The sequence below is a fragment of the Methylorubrum populi genome, assembly GCA_036946625.1.
Lineage (GTDB): Bacteria > Pseudomonadota > Alphaproteobacteria > Rhizobiales > Beijerinckiaceae > Methylobacterium > Methylobacterium populi_C.
Genome location: JAQIIU010000002.1, coordinates 892,092 through 909,654, shown reverse-complemented (window position 1 = coordinate 909,654; position 17,563 = coordinate 892,092). Strand labels below are relative to the sequence as shown.

The window sequence follows — 17,563 nt, the reverse complement described above, 5'->3', positions numbered from 1 at the left end:
TTCACGACCGGCCTCTTTTCGCCGTGCGGCGTTCTATCAGCGGCAATTCCAGCTCCACGCGGTCATGCAGCACTTTGGGAACGACCTTCTGGCCCTCGCCGGGGTCCATGCGGATCAGGCCGTAGCTCGCCATCTTTTTGAGGGTTCGGGACAGGCTGGGCTTTGCCCGCCCTGTGATCCGCGACAGTTCTTCCAGCGATCCGGGTGACTGCTCGTCGATGACGCGCAGCAGCTCGCGGTTCCCGCTCGAAAGGAGCTGCGCGAAGGATTCCATGGATGTGAACCACACCTTCGGATCGTCCGCCGCCGGCTTTTCTTCGCCGCGCGCGATCCGCATGGTGCGGGCCTTCATCTCGTCGTAGCCGGCTATCCCGACTTTCAAGGTGGTCATGTTACGCCTCGCTCCTTCAACACCGCGTCCACCGCCTGCCAGAAGTCGGCCAGCAGCGTGGCCGCATCCTCGTAGGCGTAGGGCTTCACGGTCTGGAGGCGGTGCCTATGATCCATCGGCTCGCCACGTCTGCCCCGACCGACCGGGTGGGCGTTATCGAAGCCAACCAGCCGTTCGCCCGAAGGCCCGTGAAGCGTGAGCGAGTAATCGAGGCCGTGCGGCTTCTCCGGCGATGCCGGAACGCGGGTGATGATGAACTTCACCCAATGGCCGCCCTCGGGATCGACAACGAGCACCTGACCGTCGAGGTCCAGAAGCGTGTCGAGGCTCGGGTCACGATCCTCGCTCATGACTTACTGTTACCATCTGATGTTAACGGTGGCAAGCCCTGATTGTCGGGATCGGCGTCGGTGGGGCCAAACAGCCGGTCGAGCACGTCGCCGAAATACCGCTCGAAGATTTCTAGAGTGTGGTGAGGAATTAACTATCTGAGCCAGATGGCGATGGCGGCGAGTTTGACGAAGCCCATGAAGTTGACGAGCAGCTTGTCGTAACGGGTGGCGACGCGGCGGAACTGCTTGAGCTTGTTGAAGAAGCGCTCGATCTTGTTGCGCTCCTTGTACAGGTCGCGGTCGTAGGCGCGCGGGCTCTTGCGGTTGCGCTTGGGCGGGATGACCGCCTCGGCTCCGCTCGCCTCGATCGCCTCCGCCAGGGGATCGGCATCGTAGCCCTTGTCGCCCAGAACAGCGTCAGGTTCGAAGCCCGCGATCAGATCGTGAGCGAGCGTGATGTCGTTGCGCTGGCCCGGACTGGCAAGCAGGCGCACCGGGTTGCCCAGTGCATCGCCGGCCGCATGGATCTTGGTACTCAGCCCGCCGCGCGACCGACCCAGGCCCTGGGCATCCGGCCCCCTTTTTCCCTGCGCGCGCCAGTTCCCTGCGCGCGCCAGCCGCGTGCTGATGCGCGCGCACGATGGTCGAGTCGATCATCAGCCATTCCAGATCGGCTTCGCGCGCCAAGTCCGCCAGCATCTGATCCAGAACGCCGCGCGCGATCCAATCGTAGTAGCGCCGCTTCACCGTCGGGTAGTCGCCCAAACGCTTCGGCAAGTCCTTCCAGCGCCCGCCTGAGCGGGCCATCCACAGCAGCGCATCGAGGAACCGCCGGTTGTCCGTGCGGGGACCACGCTTCCCTTTCGTCCCGCCGGGCACGAAGCCCTTCACGCGCTCCCACTGATCGTCCCGAAGCGCGTCTACCTCAACTGACATCGCCGATCTCCTCAATCGGCCAACCCTCCCATTCCAAACTTGCCCCAGACTGACTCCCTTACATTCCTCACCGCGACCTAGCTGTTTGATCCCAGGGTTTGATGGTGCACTCTTCACGTTGGAGTGGAGGGACGCGCTATGGGCCAAGTTCTTCACGGCAGCGCCACCACGACGGAGGCAGTCCGTCGAGCGATCCAGCATAGTCAAGCGAGCCTGAGGGCGCTCTCGAAGCGCTACGGGATCAACCGGAAGACGGTCGCCAAGTGGCGGCAGCGGACCTCGGTCGCCGATCAGCGCACGGGTCCGAAGGATCCCCGCTCGACGGTGCTGTCACAGGAGGACGAGGCGGTCGTCGTCGCCTTTCGCCGCCATACGCTCCTGCCGTTGGACGACTGCCTCTACGCGCTCCAGGCGACGATCCCGCACCTGACCCGTTCGTCGCTGCATCGGTGCCTGCAGCGCCACGGCATCAGCCGACTGCCGGAGGTCGACGGTGACAAGCCCAAGCGGTCACGCTTCAAGACCTGCCCGCTCGGCTATTTCCACATCGATCTGGCCGAGGTTCACACAGCCGAAGGGCGACTCTACCTGCTCGTCGCTATCGACCGCACGACCAAGTTCGCCTTCGTTGAGCTCCACGAGAAGGCCACGCGGCGGGTCGCAGGTGACTTCCTCCGCCATCTCATCGAGGCCGTGCCTTACAAGGTGCACACGGTGCTCACCGACAACGGCACCCACTTCACCACGCCCGGCAACGTCGCCTCGGCCGCTTCCGTCATCAAGGAGGCGATTGTAGCCGGCGAGACCTTCCGAGCCCACAGCTTCGAACTTGCCTGCGCCCGCAACGATATCGACCATCGGCTGACCAAACCGCGCCACCCCTGGACGAACGGTCAGGTCGAGCGGATGAACCGCACGATCAAGGACGCGACGGTCAAGCGCTACCATTACGACAGCCACGCGCAACTCCGTGCGCACTTGGCCGACTTTGTCAGCGCCTACAACTTCGCACGCCGTTTGAAGACCCTGCGCGGCCTCACGCCCTACGAAGCCATCTGCAAGGCATGGTCCGCTGAGCCCGGCCGCTTCAGGTCAAACCCGCTCCACCAAATGCCGGGACCAAACAAGATGTAGTCGATCGCTTGCGCCACCGGAGCCTTGGCCGAGAGCTTGGCACGGTTGGCCAGCAGCCACGCCTTCAACTCGGCGACGAGGGCGGCCGAGCGGGCGCTTCGATGCGCACGGCGGTCGTCCGGTCCGAGGCCAATGATGGTGCGCTCGAGCGCGAAGATCGCGTCGATCCGCGCCACCGCTTCGATGGCGATCGGAGCCTTCCTCAGGTCAGCCAGCTCGAAGAACTTGCGCCGGGCATGCGCCCAGCAAGCCGCCTCGCGGAGCGGGCCTGGTTTGCGACCGGGCTCGTACAGCCGACCGAACCCGGAGAAGGCATCCGCCTGCACGATGCCGTGGAAATCGCCCAGCCAGGTCTCGGCATGCGCGCCAGAGCGGTCGGGGGAGTAGAAGTAGGCCACAGCCGGCGGCTCGGGACCGCCGAAGGGTCGGTCGTCACGCACCACCGTCCAGAGCCGCCCCGTGCGGGTCTTGCCCTTGGCCAGGACCGGTACGGGCGTGTCGTCGAGATGCAGGCGCTCAGCCCCTCGAACATGGGCCTCGATCCGGGTGACCAGGGGCGACAGGGCGGTCGTCACCGCTCCGACCCAGCCGGCCAGCGTCGAGACGTCGATCGGTACGCCCTCGTGGGCGAAGCGCTGGCTCTGGCGATGCAGCGGCAGGTGCAGGCCGAACTTGGCCATCATCACCTCGGCGAGGAGGTTCGGGCCCGCTCGTCCGCGCGGGATCGGATGGAACGGGGCCGGAGCCTGCGCGATCGTCTCGCAGTCGCTGCACGAGAAGCGCTCGCGTACGTGCTGGATCACGACCCAGCGCGCCGGGATCCGCTCCAGGGTCTCGGTGACGTCCTCGCCGAGGTGACGAAGGCGCGTTCCGCCGCAACACGCGCAGGTCGTCGGGCCGGGATGGACGACGCGCTCGCGCGGCAGGTGCTCGGGCAGAGGCCGGCGGGCGGGCTTGCGCCGCGAGGAAGCCGCACCGGAGAGTGCTTCGGGCTCGGCGGCCGCCTGCGCTTGGGTCTCGGCCAGCGTCTCCTCCAGATCCTCCAGGACGAGTTCGAGCTGGTCGATCCGGGCGCTGCGCTCCGAGGAGGTCCCGAACCGTTCTCGCCGCAGCCGGGCGACCTCCAGCTTCAGCCGTTCGACCGCGATCTCCGAGGCAAGCCGGGCCGCCCGCTCGGCCAGGATCATGGCGTGGGCGGCGGCAAGATCCGTGGGAAGCGGCGGGGGCTCGGGCGCGTTCGGCACGCTTGAGAGAAGAGCATATTCTTCAAGCGCTGTAACGCGTTATCCTCAGCCGAGAGCGCTCGGACGCCAGCTCTCCTGCGGCATCCGCCAGTCGATACCCGAGAGCAGGTAGCCGAGTTGCGCCGTCGAGATCGTCACGGCTCCATCCGCCACCGAGGGCCACAGGAAACGGCCGCGGTCGAGCCGCTTTGTGTAGAGACACGCGCCCTGGCCATCGTGCCAGATCACCTTGATCAGGTCGCCGCGCCGTCCGCGGAACACGAACAGATGCCCGCCATGGGGATCGCGCTTGAGCGTCTCCTGGACGATCAGGCCCAAACTGGAAAAGCCTTTGCGCATGTCGGTGTGGCCAGTGGCCAGCCAAACCCGCACGTTGGCCGGCAGCGGGATCATCGGCCCTCCAGGGCGTCGAGCACCCGCCGAAGCGCCGCGGCATCGACGTCGGAGCCGACCCGAACGCGCCGGCCTCTGCCGAGATCGATCTCGATCACCCCGCCGGAGCGACGGCCGCGGTTGGGCTCTCGACCAGGCTCGACCGTCATCGCGGCGGGCGTGGGAGCGATCACGACGGGGACTAGCGCTGGCGTGGGAGCACCGACACGCTCGCACAGCAACTTGCGCCAGCGGAACAGCTGACTGACGTGGAGACCGGCCCGGCGGGCGACATCCGAGGTCGACACACCCGGTTCAAACGAAGCGGCAACCAACCGCTCCTTCTCCGCCCGCGTCCAGCGTCGACGCCGCTCGGCTCTCACCAGTTCGATACCCGCCTGGGTCATGCTCAAGGTCCTAGGATTACTCCTATGACCTCAGCCTCAACGGGCCAGCTCACAAGGTGGCCTTCGCCGGATGCGTACGCCATGAGTACCACGGACCGCTTTGCAGCCGGTACCGAATGGCGTAGTGGCAAATACATGCTCGCCCTCTCTATCGGCGTCTTCTCATCACGCGAAGCGGCTTTGGCATACGCCGCGACGGGACGTTCCATCCTTGTGAGGAATAAGCGCCTCTTCGTGGACCATTCCGACGTTCTTATCGAGATAGAGGGTCATCTCTGTTTGTACTGGGATGAAGATTTATTTGAACAAACGCAGTCTTGGCCGGACGCTTCCATCGGTTGGTTGTTCCTCCTCGGAATGATCTCTTCCGGACCGAATTTCGAGTGCGTCAGACGTACAGCAATCTTGCTTCCATCCAGTTTTGAACCGACCCCCGAGGACATTGAGCACGGTGCTACAGACCTCGCTCCCAGTTCAATGAGACCATCGCGCATATTGGTTGCGTGAAAAGATGATGATGTAAATCTTTGCGTTTTCAATTTCACCGCGGCCAGGAAACAGTTCGAAAGCATCCAACTTTGGTCGCGGAATGCCACAGACAAGATGGGCGCCGCGCTCAGAGAGATCCTGTGCAAGCGACTGCCTTTTGCATATAAGGAGGGGTGAGATGCGGAGGTCGCCCTGCGTTAATGCTTCGATTGACTTATATTTACATCCGACAAAGATATCTTTATTGCGCTCAAGGCGTCCTGATGATGTCAGAGGGTCAACGACAACGGCTACTGGATGTCGAGCTTGCCCGTTCTCGTGGCGTTGCCGAAGGTACCGAAACAGCCGATCCAGTTCGCCCGGGCCGTAAAAGAAATCATCCCACCGGAAATCGTGCCCCTCGTACCTGATCCTGAGGTTATCGCGTAGTTCATCGGCGCCCCCAAGCCGAGCGATAAGGGCAACGATGGCCCTGGCTCTCCGCAGGTAGGGCAAGAGTTGCCTGTCCCCAGTCACGAACTCGGCACCAATTCTGTCGCCGGGTATGGCCTCTCCGTCCGGATGGTAGCGAAGTATCCGGCCGTTCAACGCATCGAACAGGATGTTCAAGCGGACGATTGAATGCCCATCCGGAGAGGCTCCGAGGATGCCTGCGTACTTATCGAGGCTTTGCGAGCCCGCAACCAGACGCCTGACCGTTCCATCAACGTTGAAACGACACGTCGGCGAGTGCTCCGAGCCTTGAGCGCGGCGGAAGTATGCGTTCGTATCGCGACCGTTACGTGGATGGGCCTGCACATGTCCGAGACGGGCACCGCACCGAAGATCGAGGCATCTTAGCGCTTGGCCGCTCTTGGGCTCGTAGTCCTTCGCGGTGACGATGGTCGACCTGACAATGCCATGCATGACAAGGCGAGCCTTGGGCATGCTGAGCGTCATGACGTGGCTCCTTGCTCGCCCCTGCCGCATGACAGGGTGGCCTGCCGAACATCCAGAGGATCACCCGCACCTTCGGCTGGAAGCGAACCGCAATCGACGACTCAGCCAAGGCTTACGATGTGGGTCTTACGCACCGGTCGCTGGCACGGGCACCGTCCCCAAGAAATCGAACGCCCATCCTTGCGGGTACAAATCGGGGGCATATCGATTTGCGGTCGTCGGCAAGCCTTTGAAAAAGAACGGCTATTTTCGACGAAAAGCGAGTGGCGGAGACGGAGGGATTCGAACCCTCGATACCCTTATTAGGGGTATGCTCATTTAGCAAACGAGTGCCTTCAGCCTCTCGGCCACGTCTCCTCGCCGCTCGGCTGTAGAAGCTCCGGCGGGGCGGGTCAACCCGGTCTGCGCGGGGTTGCCGTGCGGCGCTCGTAATGCTTGGCCACGCGCAGATGGCGCGAGATGGCGTAGTTCATCGCCGTCAGGAAGCCGTAGGCGCCGCGCACGAAGTGGCGGCGGCCGAAATAGGCCTTCAGGAAGTTGCCCGGCAACTCCACGAACAGGCGCCAGGACGGGATCGTCACGCCGCGGGCTTCGAGGTCGTCGGCCTGCTGGTCGGAGTAGCGGTTGAGCTTGTCGAGCTGGTCGCCGAGCGAGCGCACCGAGAAATGGTGGATGCGCCCCCTGATCCGGCCTGCCGTGACGCCGGGGCCCAGCACGACACGGTCGTGCACCGGCGAGGTCGAGTAGGTGCTCAGGCTCTTCCGGTAGAGCCGCACCGGCGTCAGCACGTAGGCCCAGGGGTGGGGCCGCGTCTCGCCGGGGAAGATCTCGGCGATGGCGATGCGCCACGCGGCGTGCGCCGGCTCGCCGCGAGCGAAGACGGCGCGGATCCGCTCGGCCAGATCCGGGGGGATCACCTCGTCGGCGTCGAGGTTCAGGACCCAATCGTGGCGGCACTGGCCTTCGGCGAAGCGCTTCTGCCGGCCGTAGCCCGGCCAATCGTTGTGGATCACCCGGGCACCGAGAGAGGCGGCGAGATCCTGCGTTCCGTCGGTCGAACCGGAATCGACGACGACGATGTCGTCGGCGAGGTCGCGCACCGCGGCAAGCGTCGCGCCGAGACGGTCGGCCTCGTTCTTGACGATGATGAAGACGGAGAGCGGCAGCGGAGACATGGATTTCGCGACGAACGGGCTGCCCGCTGTAGCGACGGGGCGCATGGCGAACAAGCGCGGGGCGCTACCCGGCGATGTCCGGGAGGCGCTTGCGCTGCACCTTGCCGTTGGCCGTGCGCGGCAGCGCTTCGAGGAAGCGGATCGCCCGCGGCGCCTTGTAGGCGGCCAGACGCGCGTTGCACCAGGCGATCAGCCTGTCCGCGTCGGGCCGTGCGCCGGGACGCAGCACCACGAAGGCGGCGATGACCCGCAGGTCGGCGCGCACGGCCAGTTCCGCCACGCCGGCCTCGGCGATGTCGGGATGGGCCGCCAGCACGCCCTCCACCTCGACCGGCGAGACCCGGTAGCCCATGGCGTTCATCAGATCGTCGTTGCGGCCGTGGAACCAGAGGTAGCCCTCGGCGTCGAGACTGGCGAGGTCGCCGCCGGCGAACCATTCGCCGCGCAGCACGGCCGCTTCCTCCTCGGGCCGCCGCCAGTAGCCGAGCATCAGGGCGGGGTCGGAGCGGTGGATCGCGAGCAGGCCCGTCGCGCCGGCCGGCAGCGGTTCGGGCGGCCCCTCGACCGGCAGGATCGCGACGCGCCGGCCCGGCTGTGGCCGGCCCGGCGAGCCGGGACGAACGGGGATGGTGGGGCCGCTCGACACGTAGGTCGAGATCTCGCTCATGCCGAGGGCCTCGTAGAGCGGCTTGCCCGTGGCCGCGGTCCAGGCGGCGTGGAGGTCGGCGGAGAGCGCCTCGCCCGCGGTGACGCCGTGGCGCAGGCGCGAGAGGTCGTGCCGCGCGAAGTCGGCGTATTTGAGGATCTGGCGGTAGACGCTCGGCACCGCGGCGAAGATCGTCGCGCCGTGCTCGGCGATGAGGCGGGGCCAGATCCCGCGGTCGCGCGGGCCGTTGTAGAGCACCGCGGTCGCGCCGCGGGCCCAGGGGTCGGTGATGCCGACGCCGAGCGTGTAGGTCCAGTTCATGGTTCCGGCATGCAGCACCACGTCCGCTTCGGTCAGGCCCAACCAGTGCGCGTGCATCGGCCGCCGGCCCCAGACGGCGCGGTGGGCATGAAGCACGCCCTTGGGGCGGCTCGTGGTGCCGGAGGTGTAGACCAGGGTGGCCGGGTCGTCGGCGGCGGTATCGGCGTAGTCGGCGAGCGGCGCGCCCGCCTTCATCGCCGCGATCGCTTCGGAGTCGAGCCGGATGGCGGGGCCCGTGCCGGCGGCCTCCGAAAAACCTTCGCCGGTGACCACGGCGGCGACGCCGGCATTGTCCATCAGGAAGGCGGCTTCGTCCGCGGTCAATTGCGGCGAGGAGGGCAGGGCGACGAGGCCGGCGGCGAGCGCACCGAAATAGACGAGCACGTAATCGGCCTCGTTCCCCATGCGGACCATCACCCGGTCCCCGGGCTTCAGCCCGAGGCCGAGCAGGCCCGCCGCGATGCCGCGCACCGCACGGTCGGCCTCGGCGTAGGTCAGGCGGCTGACGGCCCCGTGATCGCCGACCATGACCAGCGCCGTCTTGTCGCCGCGAAGCCGGGCATTCTCCGCCAGACAGTGATGCGCCGCGTTGAAACGGGGAGGGGGACGACGGTCGTCGGTGGTCGGCACGGAGCGTGTCCCCGGTCGGCTTGGCGTTTGCCTCCGGTGTCGGCCTCCCCTTCTCGACCGTCAAGCGCGGAACGCACCGATAGGAGACGCGGCATGGTCACCAGACGTCAGGTCACGGCGAGCGGACTCTTGGCGCTTGCCGGCCTGTCGGGAAGGGCCCGGGCCGAAGCGGTTTCGGCCGCGGGCTTCGCGGGGATCGAGGCGCGGACAGGCGGACGGCTCGGCGTCGCCGTGCTCGATACGGCTTCGGACCGGCTCGTCGGCCACCGTGAGCACGAGCGCTTCCCGATGTGCAGCACCTTCAAGGTTCTGGCCGCGGCCGCCGTTCTGGCGCGGATCGATTCCGGGTCCGACAGGCTGGAACGGCGGGTGGTCTTCGAGACTCCGATGCTGGTGCCTTACTCGCCGGTCACGGAGCGGAGGGTCGGCGGTGCCGGAATGACGCTGGCAGAGCTGTGCGAGGCTGCCATCACCCGCAGCGACAACACCGCGGGCAATCTGCTGCTCGCCGCCATCGGTGGGCCGGAGGGATTGACGGCCTATATCCGCGGTCTCGGCGATGCCGTGACGCGGCTCGACCGGATCGAACCGGATCTCAACGAAGCGAGGCCAGGGGATGCGCGCGACACGACGAGCCCGGCGGCGATGGCCGGGGTGCTGCGGCGCCTCGTTCTCGGCGACGGCCTGTCGGCGGCGTCGCGGTCGCGGCTCGCCGATTGGATGATCGACAACCGCACGGGCGGGGCGCGGCTGCGCGCCGGCCTACCGGCCGGCTGGCGGATCGGCGACAAGACCGGCACGGGGGATCGGGGCACCGCCAACGACATCGCCGTCATCTGGCCGGTGAGAGCTGCCCCGCTCGTGGTGGCGGTCTACCTCACGGAATCGGACCGTTCGCTCGAGGAGCGGAACGCCGCCATCGCCGCCGTGGGCCGCGCCGTTTCGGCCTAGGGCCTCGTCCCGAAAGGTGGCTGCCGGCTTGTCTGGAAAGACGATGCTCTCGCGCCCGCTACGCGCGTAAAGGCCGGACCGTGCCGGAGAGGCCGGCGCTCGCTCCTTCCGCGAGTTCGAGCCAGAGGAAGCGGGCCGGATCGACCGGTCCCGGCAGGACGAGCCGGCCGGCGGGCACCGGCTGGAAGCCGAAGCGGCGGTAATACGGCGCGTCGCCGACGAGGACGACGAGGCCGTGACCGGCCGCACGGGCGGCGTCGAGGCTCGCCCGCATCAGGCCGGTGCCGATGCCGCGGTCCGAGAAGCTCGGATCGACGGTGAGCGGACCGAGCACGAGAAGCGTCCCGCCCTCGGCTTGCGCCGGGCCGATGCGGACCGAGCCGACGAGATAGGTTCCGACCAGGGCCGTCAGGCAGAGTTCGGGCAAGGGCGCCGTGCCCTCGCGCAGGCGGTAGGCCGTGCGGGCGAAGCGGCCGGGGCCGAAGGCGCGGGCGTGCAGCCGCTCGATGGCCGGGGCGTCGTCCGGATGTTCGGGGCGGATGACGAGGGAGAGGGCGGTCACGGGAGCGTCCGGCAGGCGGCGGGTGCGCGCCGATAGCAGTCCGTTCCGCACCCGGCAAACGATCCCGGCGTCAGGCCGCGCGCGCCGAGAAGTCGATGCGCGGATCGATCCAGGTGTAGGTGAGATCGGAGAGCAGGTTCACCGCGAGTCCGAGCAGCGAGAAGATGTAGAGCGTGGCGAACACCACCGGGTAGTCGCGGCCGACGATGGAGGAGAACGACAGCAGGCCGAGTCCGTCGAGCGAGAAGATCGTCTCGATCAGCAGCGAACCGGTGAAGAAGGCGGTGATGAAGGCGCCGGGAAAGCCGGCGATGACGATCAGCATCGCGTTGCGGAAGACGTGGCCGTAGAGCACGCGCCGCTCGGTCAGGCCCTTCATCCGGGCGGTGACGACGTACTGCTTGCGGATCTCGTCGAGGAACGAGTTCTTGGTGAGCAGGGTCGAGGTGGCGAAGGCGCCGAGCACCAGGGCGGCGAGCGGCAGCGTCATGTGCCATGCGTAATCGACGATCCTGCCCCACAGGCTCAGGGAATCGAAGTTCTCGGAGGTGAGGCCGCGTAGCGGGAAGATCTGCACGAAGGAGCCGCCTGCGAACAGGATCACCAGCAGGATGCCGAACAGGAAGCTCGGGATCGCATAGCCGACGATGACGACGGCCGAGGTCCAGACATCGAAGCGCGAGCCGTCGGCGACCGCCTTGCGGATGCCGAGCGGGATCGAGATCGCGTAGGAGATCAGCGTCATCCACAGGCCGAGCGAGATCGAGACCGGGAGCTTCTCCTTGATCAGGTCCAAGACCGAGACGTCGCGAAAGTAGCTGCGGCCGAAATCGAAGCGCAGGTAGTCCCACAGCATCTTGCCGAAGCGCTTGTAGGCCGGCTTGTCGAAGCCGAACTGCGCTTCGAGCTTCTTGATGAAGGCCGGGTCGAGCCCCTGCGCACCGCGATACTTCGCGTTCTCGCTGCCGCCGCCGCTGCGGGCCGCGCCGCCGCCGAGATCGCCCTGGCCGCCGGTGATGCGCGAGAGCGAGCCTTCCTGCTGGCCTTGCAACTGCGCCAGCACACGCTCCACCGGGCCGCCGGGGGCGAACTGGATGATGGCGAAGGTGATCAGCATGATCCCGAAGATCGTCGGGATCATCAGTGCGAGGCGCCGCAGGATGTAGGCGAGCATGTTCTTGCACCACGTTGCATGGACCCCGACCGATGGCCGGGCTCCATGCGCCCGGCGGACGACCGCCGCCGCGCCGTCGCGCGGGCCGTCGGCGGTGATTCGAGATCGTCGCCGACGGGTTTCGCGTTCTCAGCCCCGGCCGATCCGGCGCGCCTTGTCCTCGTCGTACCACCACGTGCCGGGCACGCCGAGCCCGTATGTGGGCAGCCTCGCCGGGCGGCCGAACATGTCCCAGGCCGCGAGGCGGTAGTCGGGGGAGTACCACATCGGAATCCAGTATCGGCCGGCGCGCAGCACCCGGTCGAGGGCGCGGCAGGCCGTCGTGAGGCCGGCGCGGGAATCTGCGCCGGCGATCCGGTCGAGCAGGGCGTCGACCACCGGGTCCGCGATGCCGGCGAGGTTGTTCGAGCCGGGGATGGCCGCCGAGCGGGCGCCGTAGGCCTCGCGCAGCTCCGGTCCGGGCGTGGCGTCGCCCGACGATGCACGGGAGGTGACGTCGAAGTCGAAGTCCCGCACCCGCGCCTGATACTGCGCGGCATCGACCGCCCGCTGGCGCGCCTTGATCCCGATCAGTCCGAGATTGCGGATGAAGGGCTGGACGATCGGCTCCCAGACCGGGTCCGAGTCGAGGAACTCGAACTCGATCGGCTTGCCGCTCGGCAGCCGCGCCACGCCGCCCTCGCGGGTGCAGCCCGCCTCCTTGAGCAGGGCCACCGCGCGAGCGAGGAGCGCCCGGTCCTGGCCGGAGCCGTCGGGAACCGGCGGGGTCCAGGCCTCGCCGAACACCTCCGCCGGAACCCGGCCGCCGAACGGTTCGAGCAGGGCGAGTTCCTCGGCCGAGGGCTTGCCCGTCGCCATCAGGTCGGTCTTCTGGAAGAACGAGACCGTGCGGCTGTAGGCCCCGAACATCGCCGTGCGGTTGGTCCAGGGGAAGTCGAAGCACAGGCCGATCGCCTCGCGCACGCGGGCGTCCTCGAACACCTCGCGGCGGGTGTTGAGGAACCAGCCCTGGATGCTGGCGGGCGAGGCGTCGGGCAGGGTCTCGCGCTTCACGTGGCCCTCGCGCACGGCGGGGAAGTCGTAGCCCGTCGCCCAGATCCGCGAGGTGAATTCCTGGCGGTAGGCGTAGGCCCCGCCCTTGAACGCCTCGAAGGCGACCTGCCGGTCGCGAAAATACTCGTAGCGGAGTTGCCCGAAGTTGTTCTGGCCGACCATCGCCGACAGGTCCGCGGCCCAGTAGTCGGCCACGCGCTCCAGTTCGATGAAGCGGCCGATCTCGATCCGCCCGACCCGATAGGGGCCGGAGCCGAGGAGCGGCTTGAGGGTCTGGGCCTCGAAATCGCGGCCCTCGAAGAACGTGGCGGAAAAGATCGGCAGCCCAGCCACGATCAGCGGAAGGTCGCGGCTCCGCCCCGGCGCGAAGCGGACGACGAGGGTGTCGTCGCCATCGGCCGTCGCCTCGGCGAGGTCGCGGATGACCTGCGCGATCGTCGGGTGGCCCTTCTCCCTGAGGATGCCGAGGGAAAAGGCGGCGTCCCGCGCGCTCAGGCGCGAGCCGTCGTGGAAATGCGCCTGCGGGCGCAGCGCGAAGCGATAGGTCAGGCCGTCGGGAGAGATTTCCACCGAGCGGGCGACGAGGCCGTAGAGCGCGTCGGGCTCGTCGAGCGCGCGCACCATCAGGCTGTCGAAGGTGAGATTGATGCCCGCCGCGCCGTTGCCGCGGAAGACGTAGGGGTTGAGCGTGTCGAAGGTGTCGAAGGCCTGATTGCCGAAGGTCTGGACGAGCTGCGTCGAGAAGCGCCCGCCGCGCGGCGCCATCGGGTTCACGTAGTCGAAGTTGTGGAAGTCCGGCCCGTATTTCAGCTCGCCGAAGCTCGACAGGCCGTGGCTCGTGCGGGCGCTCTCGGCGCGCGAAGGACCGGGCAGGGCGCTCGCGACGGCCAGCGCCCCGGTGCCGAGGACGATGCCCCGGCGCGTCGCGCCCGGGCTCAACGGGGCGCCCCCGTCTGCGCCGCCAGGGCCTCGTCGTACCACCACGTGGTGGGGAAGCCGGAGGCGCCGTATTTCGGCAGCACGGCCGGGCGGCCGAAGCGGTTCCAGCGAATCGTCCGCGTCACCGGCGAGGACCATTGCGGCACCACGAAATTGTGGGCGAGCAGGGCACGGTCGAGGGCGCGGGTCGCGGCGACCAGGGTCTCGCGATCCTCGGCGAAGACGACCTTCTCGATCAGTGCGTCGATGCCCGCATCCTTGATGCCGGCGATGTTGCGCGAGCCCGGCTTGTCGGCGGCGGCCGAGCCCCAGAACTCGCGCTGCTCGTTGCCTGGCGAGAGCGATTCCGGCCAGTTCGCGGTGGTGACGTCGAAGTCGAACCCGCGCAGGCGGTTCTGGTACTGCGCCTGATCGATCACCCGGATCGAACTCTCGATGCCGATCAGCTTGAGCTGCGCGGCGAAGGGCAGGATGACCCGCTCGAACACGTTCTGGAATTCGAGGAACTCGACCGTCAGAGGCTCGCCGGTCGCCTTCGCGACCATCTTTCCGCCCTTGAGTTCGTAGCCGGCCTCGCGCAGCAGGCCGACCGCCTTGCGCAGGTTGGCCCGCACGGCTTCCGGGGTGTCGTTGACGGGGTTGGTGTAGGGCTCGGTGAAGACGCGTTCGGGCAGCTTGTCCTTCACGCTCTCCAGGATGACCCGTTCCACACCCTCGGGCAGGCCGGACGAGGCGAGTTCCGAGCCGTAGAAGTAGGAGTCGATCCGGCTGTACTGGCTGTAGAAGAGCTGCCGGTTCATCTCCTCGAAGTTCAGGGCGAGGTTGAAGGCGCAGCGCACCCGCTCGTCCTTGAACTTGTCCCGGCGCAGGTTGAACACGAAGGCCTGCATGATGCCGGTGCCGCGGCCGGGAAACTCCTCCTTGACGAGGCGGCCTTCCTTCACGGCGGGGAAGTCGTCGTAGGCCGTGGCCCAGTTCCGGGCGATGTTCTCGGTGCGGAAGTCGTAGAGGTCGCCCTTCAGCGCCTCCAGAAGCACCGACCCGTCGCGAAAGTACTCGTTGCGGATCGTGCCGAAATTGTTTCGGCCCCGATTCACCGGCAGATCCCTGCCCCAGTAATCGGCGACGCGCTCGTAGGTGGCCGAGCGCCCGGCATCGATCTTGACGAGGCGGTAGGGGCCGGAGCCGAGCGGGATTTCGAGGGTCGTCTCCGTCGCGCTGCGCGGCTTTCCGTCCTTGGCCGTGCCGGTCCACCAGTGCTTGGGCACAACCTGCATCTGGCCGAGGACCTGAGGCAGCTCGCGATTGCCGGCCTCGGCGAAACGGAAGATGACCTCGCGCTCCGCGCCGGGCTCGGCCCCCGTCACGCTGTGATAGTAGGCGGCGTAGAACGGGCTGTTGGCCTTCAGCGTGTCGAAGGACCAGATCACGTCCTCGACGGTGACCGGCTTGCCGTCGTGCCAGCGCGCGTTCGCCCGCAGGCGATAGGTCACGGACTTGCCGTCGGCGGCGATCCGCACGCCTTCGGCGAGCAGCCCGTAGGAGGAGAACGGCTCGTCGCCCGAATCCTCCATCAGCGTGTCGTAGATCTGGATGATCCCGCCTTCGAGATCGCCTTTCAGGCCGTTGACGATGAAGTTGAGGTTGTCGAAGCCGCCCTGGGCCCCGAGCCGGACGAGGCCGCCGACCGGCGCCTTCGGATCGGCATACTCGAAATGCGGGAAGTCCGGGCCGTATTTCGGCTCGCCGAGCAGGGTCAGCGCGTGGCGCCACGTGTCGGGTGCCTCCTGTGCCGAGACCTTCGAGGCGGATTCCGCCGGTTCCTGAGCGGAGGCGGTCCCGCGCAGTCCGAGGACGACGAGCGCTCCGGCGAGGAAGCTGCGGCGTGCGATCACGGCATTGTCTGTCACGTCGGCGCGGTCTCCCGATCCCGTGAAGAGGACGTCGGGCGCCGTTCTAGGACAGGCCCGGGTCCGGCGCCAACCCGCCGCGAGCGCGCAGGGGACGGGACCGGCGGATCGATCGGGAAAAAGGCCGGGCTTCGCGGGCCCGGCTTTCCCGACGCTTCGTCCGACGCTTCGGCCTACGGCTTGGGCGCCTCGGGATCGGCCTTGGCCGGCGGCTCGGTGGCCGGCGGGGTCTCGGAGCCGGGGTCCGCCTTGGTCGGGATGTCGCCCGAGGGCTTCGCCTCGGGGGTCTTGTCGCCGGTCGCGCTCTCCACCGGCCTCTCGGGCGGCTTCGTATCGGCGGGCTTGCCACCCTCCGCCTTCTCTTCCTTCTTCTCGACGGCCGGCAGCGGCTTCGGGCTGTCGGAGAGGGTGCGCAGATAGGCGATGACGTTGGCGCGCTCGGTCGGGGAGCCGATGCCGGCGAACGCCATCTTCGTGCCCTTCACGTAGCCCTTCGGGTTTTCGAGGAAGTGGTCGAGATCCTCGTAGGTCCAGGTGCCGCCCTTCTCCTTGAGACCGGCGGAGTAGTCGAAGCCCTCGTGATGCGCCTTCTGGCGCTCGACGATCTCCCACAGGTCGGGGCCGATCTTGTTCGGGCCGCCCTTCTCGAAGCTGTGGCAGGCTTGGCAGGCCTTGGTGCCGCCCTTGCCCTTGTCGGCATCGGCGCTGGCCAGACGCACGGCGATGGGTTCGGCCTTCGGCGCGGCCGCCTCGGCCCCGGCGCCCTTCGGCTCGGGCTCCGGCAGCGGGTAGCCGGCGCTTCCGGCGGGCTTGGGGTGATAGATCAGCTCCGCCACGAAGCCCGACCCGACCGCGAACAGCAGTGCGCCGAGAACCGCGCCGGCGACCTTGTTCAGCTCGAAGGAATCCATGCTCGACAGCTCCGGCGCGCGGGGGATCAGGACCCGGCGGATGGGGGCCCGACGGGCAGACGCCGGACTTTGGAGGATTTCAAGGGTGATTAGCCGCTCGGGGCCGACCTTGACAATGGTCCCCACGCGCAGCGCGCTGTCGCAGAGCGCCTTTCCGCACAGCTTGGACGTGCGCGGGGGATGGGCGTTGCAGCCCTGCCGCACCGGGGGCGGCGGAAGCGGAAATGACAAGCCGGAACGCGGCTGCTAGATGCCCCACCCGCGAACCCGCGCCCGACGCGCCTTTCTGCGCCCGAATTGATGTCCGACCCGCTGATTCTGATTCCGGCCCGTCTGGCCGCCACCCGCCTGCCGTCGAAGCCGCTCGCCGACATCGCGGGCGAGCCGATGATCGTCCATGTCTGGCGCCGCGCCGTGGAGGCGGGAATCGGCCCCGTGGTGGTCGCCACCGACACCGACGACATCGTCGCGGCGATCGAGGCGCAGGGCGGGCTGGCGGTGATGACGCGGCCCGACCATCCGTCCGGCTCGGACCGCTTGGCCGAAGCGCTGGAGATCGTCGATCCGGACGGCCATCACGACGTCGTCGTCAACGTCCAGGGCGACCTGCCGACGATCGACCCGGCGATCATCGCCGCGGCCGTGACCCCGCTCGCCGACCCGCAGGTCGATATCGCCACGCTCTGCGCGGTGATCCACCGGGCCGAGGAGATGGACGACCCGAACGTGGTCAAGATCATCGGCCACACCGTCGGCCCGAACCGCCTGCGGGCGCTCGCTTTCACCCGCGCGCGGGCGCCTTGGGGGGAGGGGCCCCTGTTCCACCATATCGGCCTCTACGCCTATCGCCGGCGGGCGCTCGCCCGCTTCGTGCGCCTGCCGCAGGGCGAACTCGAACGGCGCGAGAAGCTGGAGCAGTTGCGCGCGCTGGAGGCCGGCATGCGCATCGACGCCGTGATCGTCGACGACCTGCCGCTCGGGGTCGACACCCCCGCCGATCTGGAGCGTGCCCGCACGCTGCTCGCCATCCGCCGCCTGAACTGAAGA

The 17,563-nt window shown here is 67.8% G+C and carries 17 protein-coding genes, 1 tRNA gene and 1 pseudogene; 4 read left to right on the top strand and 15 right to left on the bottom strand.

The genetic code is table 11. From position 1 onward, the window contains the following. Position 1: 1 nt before the first annotated feature. From PGN25_06305 to PGN25_06295, 3 genes and pseudogenes are all read right to left on the bottom strand, one after another. Positions 2 to 391, bottom strand: coding sequence for a transcriptional regulator (locus PGN25_06305; GenBank protein MEH3117214.1), 390 nt, complete (start codon positions 389 to 391; stop codon positions 2 to 4). Continuing rightward, entirely contained in the window at positions 388 to 741 is a 354-nt protein-coding gene (locus tag PGN25_06300; GenBank protein ID MEH3117213.1) for a DUF6516 family protein, read from the bottom strand. Before PGN25_06300 ends, PGN25_06305 begins: the two co-directional genes overlap by 4 nt. 134 nt (positions 742 to 875) lie before the next feature. Continuing rightward, a pseudogene (locus PGN25_06295) lies at positions 876 to 1,659 on the bottom strand (IS5 family transposase). Between the two features lie 138 nt (positions 1,660 to 1,797). Between PGN25_06295 and PGN25_06290 the strand changes: the two are divergent. Next, on the top strand, positions 1,798 to 2,793 hold the full coding sequence (locus PGN25_06290) for an IS481 family transposase (protein MEH3117212.1): 996 nt from the start codon (positions 1,798 to 1,800) through the stop codon (positions 2,791 to 2,793). On the opposite strand, the gene PGN25_06285 is transcribed toward PGN25_06290, so the two are convergent. Genes PGN25_06285 through PGN25_06275 form a run of 3 tightly spaced genes read right to left on the bottom strand, consistent with a single transcriptional unit; the run spans position 2,703 to position 4,816 of the window. After that, positions 2,703 to 4,037 carry an IS66 family transposase gene (locus PGN25_06285; protein MEH3117211.1) on the bottom strand — a complete coding sequence of 445 codons (1,335 nt, stop codon included), beginning with the start codon at positions 4,035 to 4,037 and terminating at the stop codon, positions 2,703 to 2,705. The genes PGN25_06290 and PGN25_06285 overlap by 91 nt on opposite strands. 45 nt (positions 4,038 to 4,082) lie before the next feature. Then, the gene (gene tnpB, locus PGN25_06280) at positions 4,083 to 4,430 is read right to left on the bottom strand and encodes an IS66 family insertion sequence element accessory protein TnpB (GenBank protein MEH3117210.1); all 348 of its coding nucleotides are present in this window, start codon (positions 4,428 to 4,430) and stop codon (positions 4,083 to 4,085) included. Continuing rightward, complete coding sequence (locus PGN25_06275) at positions 4,427 to 4,816, bottom strand: transposase (GenBank protein MEH3117209.1); 390 nt, start codon at positions 4,814 to 4,816, stop codon at positions 4,427 to 4,429. The genes tnpB and PGN25_06275 overlap by 4 nt, the downstream gene beginning before the upstream one ends. 81 nt (positions 4,817 to 4,897) lie before the next feature. Between PGN25_06275 and PGN25_06270 the strand changes: the two genes are divergently transcribed. After that, the gene (locus PGN25_06270) at positions 4,898 to 5,323 is read left to right on the top strand and encodes a hypothetical protein (GenBank protein ID MEH3117208.1); all 426 of its coding nucleotides are present in this window, start codon (positions 4,898 to 4,900) and stop codon (positions 5,321 to 5,323) included. On the opposite strand, the gene PGN25_06265 is transcribed toward PGN25_06270, so the two are convergent. The 4 genes from PGN25_06265 to PGN25_06250 form a co-directional block, all read right to left on the bottom strand. Beyond that, a complete protein-coding gene (locus PGN25_06265) occupies positions 5,291 to 6,244 on the bottom strand; it encodes a hypothetical protein (protein MEH3117207.1) in 954 nt (317 codons plus the stop codon). The two genes, PGN25_06270 and PGN25_06265, sit on opposite strands and share 33 nt — an antisense overlap. Positions 6,245 to 6,508: 264 nt before the next feature. After that, a tRNA-Ser gene (locus PGN25_06260) sits at positions 6,509 to 6,601 on the bottom strand. 35 nt (positions 6,602 to 6,636) lie between these two features. Further along, positions 6,637 to 7,419 (bottom strand): glycosyltransferase family 2 protein, encoded by a 783-nt coding sequence (locus tag PGN25_06255; protein ID MEH3117206.1) that lies wholly within the window; start codon positions 7,417 to 7,419, stop codon positions 6,637 to 6,639. 64 nt (positions 7,420 to 7,483) lie between these two features. After that, the gene (locus tag PGN25_06250) at positions 7,484 to 9,016 is read right to left on the bottom strand and encodes an AMP-binding protein (GenBank protein ID MEH3117205.1); all 1,533 of its coding nucleotides are present in this window, start codon (positions 9,014 to 9,016) and stop codon (positions 7,484 to 7,486) included. A gap of 93 nt (positions 9,017 to 9,109) precedes the next feature. Between PGN25_06250 and bla the strand changes: the two genes are divergently transcribed. Next, positions 9,110 to 9,967, top strand: a complete 858-nt coding sequence (gene bla / locus PGN25_06245) for a class A beta-lactamase (protein ID MEH3117204.1) — start codon at positions 9,110 to 9,112, stop codon at positions 9,965 to 9,967. Between the two features lie 58 nt (positions 9,968 to 10,025). On the opposite strand, the gene PGN25_06240 is transcribed toward bla, so the two are convergent. The 5 genes from PGN25_06240 to PGN25_06220 all read right to left on the bottom strand — a co-directional run bounded on the left by PGN25_06240 (position 10,026) and on the right by PGN25_06220 (position 16,516). Then, on the bottom strand, positions 10,026 to 10,529 hold the full coding sequence (locus PGN25_06240; GenBank protein ID MEH3117203.1) for an N-acetyltransferase: 504 nt from the start codon (positions 10,527 to 10,529) through the stop codon (positions 10,026 to 10,028). A 70-nt stretch (positions 10,530 to 10,599) separates the two neighbouring features. After that, positions 10,600 to 11,703, bottom strand: coding sequence for a microcin C ABC transporter permease YejB (locus PGN25_06235; protein MEH3117202.1), 1,104 nt, complete (start codon positions 11,701 to 11,703; stop codon positions 10,600 to 10,602). 129 nt (positions 11,704 to 11,832) lie between these two features. Beyond that, positions 11,833 to 13,695, bottom strand: a complete 1,863-nt coding sequence (locus tag PGN25_06230; GenBank protein ID MEH3117201.1) for an extracellular solute-binding protein — start codon at positions 13,693 to 13,695, stop codon at positions 11,833 to 11,835. Beyond that, entirely contained in the window at positions 13,692 to 15,605 is a 1,914-nt protein-coding gene (locus tag PGN25_06225) for an extracellular solute-binding protein (GenBank protein ID MEH3117200.1), read from the bottom strand. The genes PGN25_06230 and PGN25_06225 overlap by 4 nt, the downstream gene beginning before the upstream one ends. Positions 15,606 to 15,778: 173 nt before the next feature. After that, positions 15,779 to 16,516 (bottom strand): c-type cytochrome, encoded by a 738-nt coding sequence (locus PGN25_06220; protein MEH3117199.1) that lies wholly within the window; start codon positions 16,514 to 16,516, stop codon positions 15,779 to 15,781. Between the two features lie 300 nt (positions 16,517 to 16,816). Here PGN25_06220 and PGN25_06215 point away from each other — a divergent pair, with 300 nt between their 5' ends. Next, the gene (locus PGN25_06215; GenBank protein MEH3117198.1) at positions 16,817 to 17,560 is read left to right on the top strand and encodes a 3-deoxy-manno-octulosonate cytidylyltransferase; all 744 of its coding nucleotides are present in this window, start codon (positions 16,817 to 16,819) and stop codon (positions 17,558 to 17,560) included. The last annotated feature ends 3 nt before the right edge of the window (positions 17,561 to 17,563 follow it).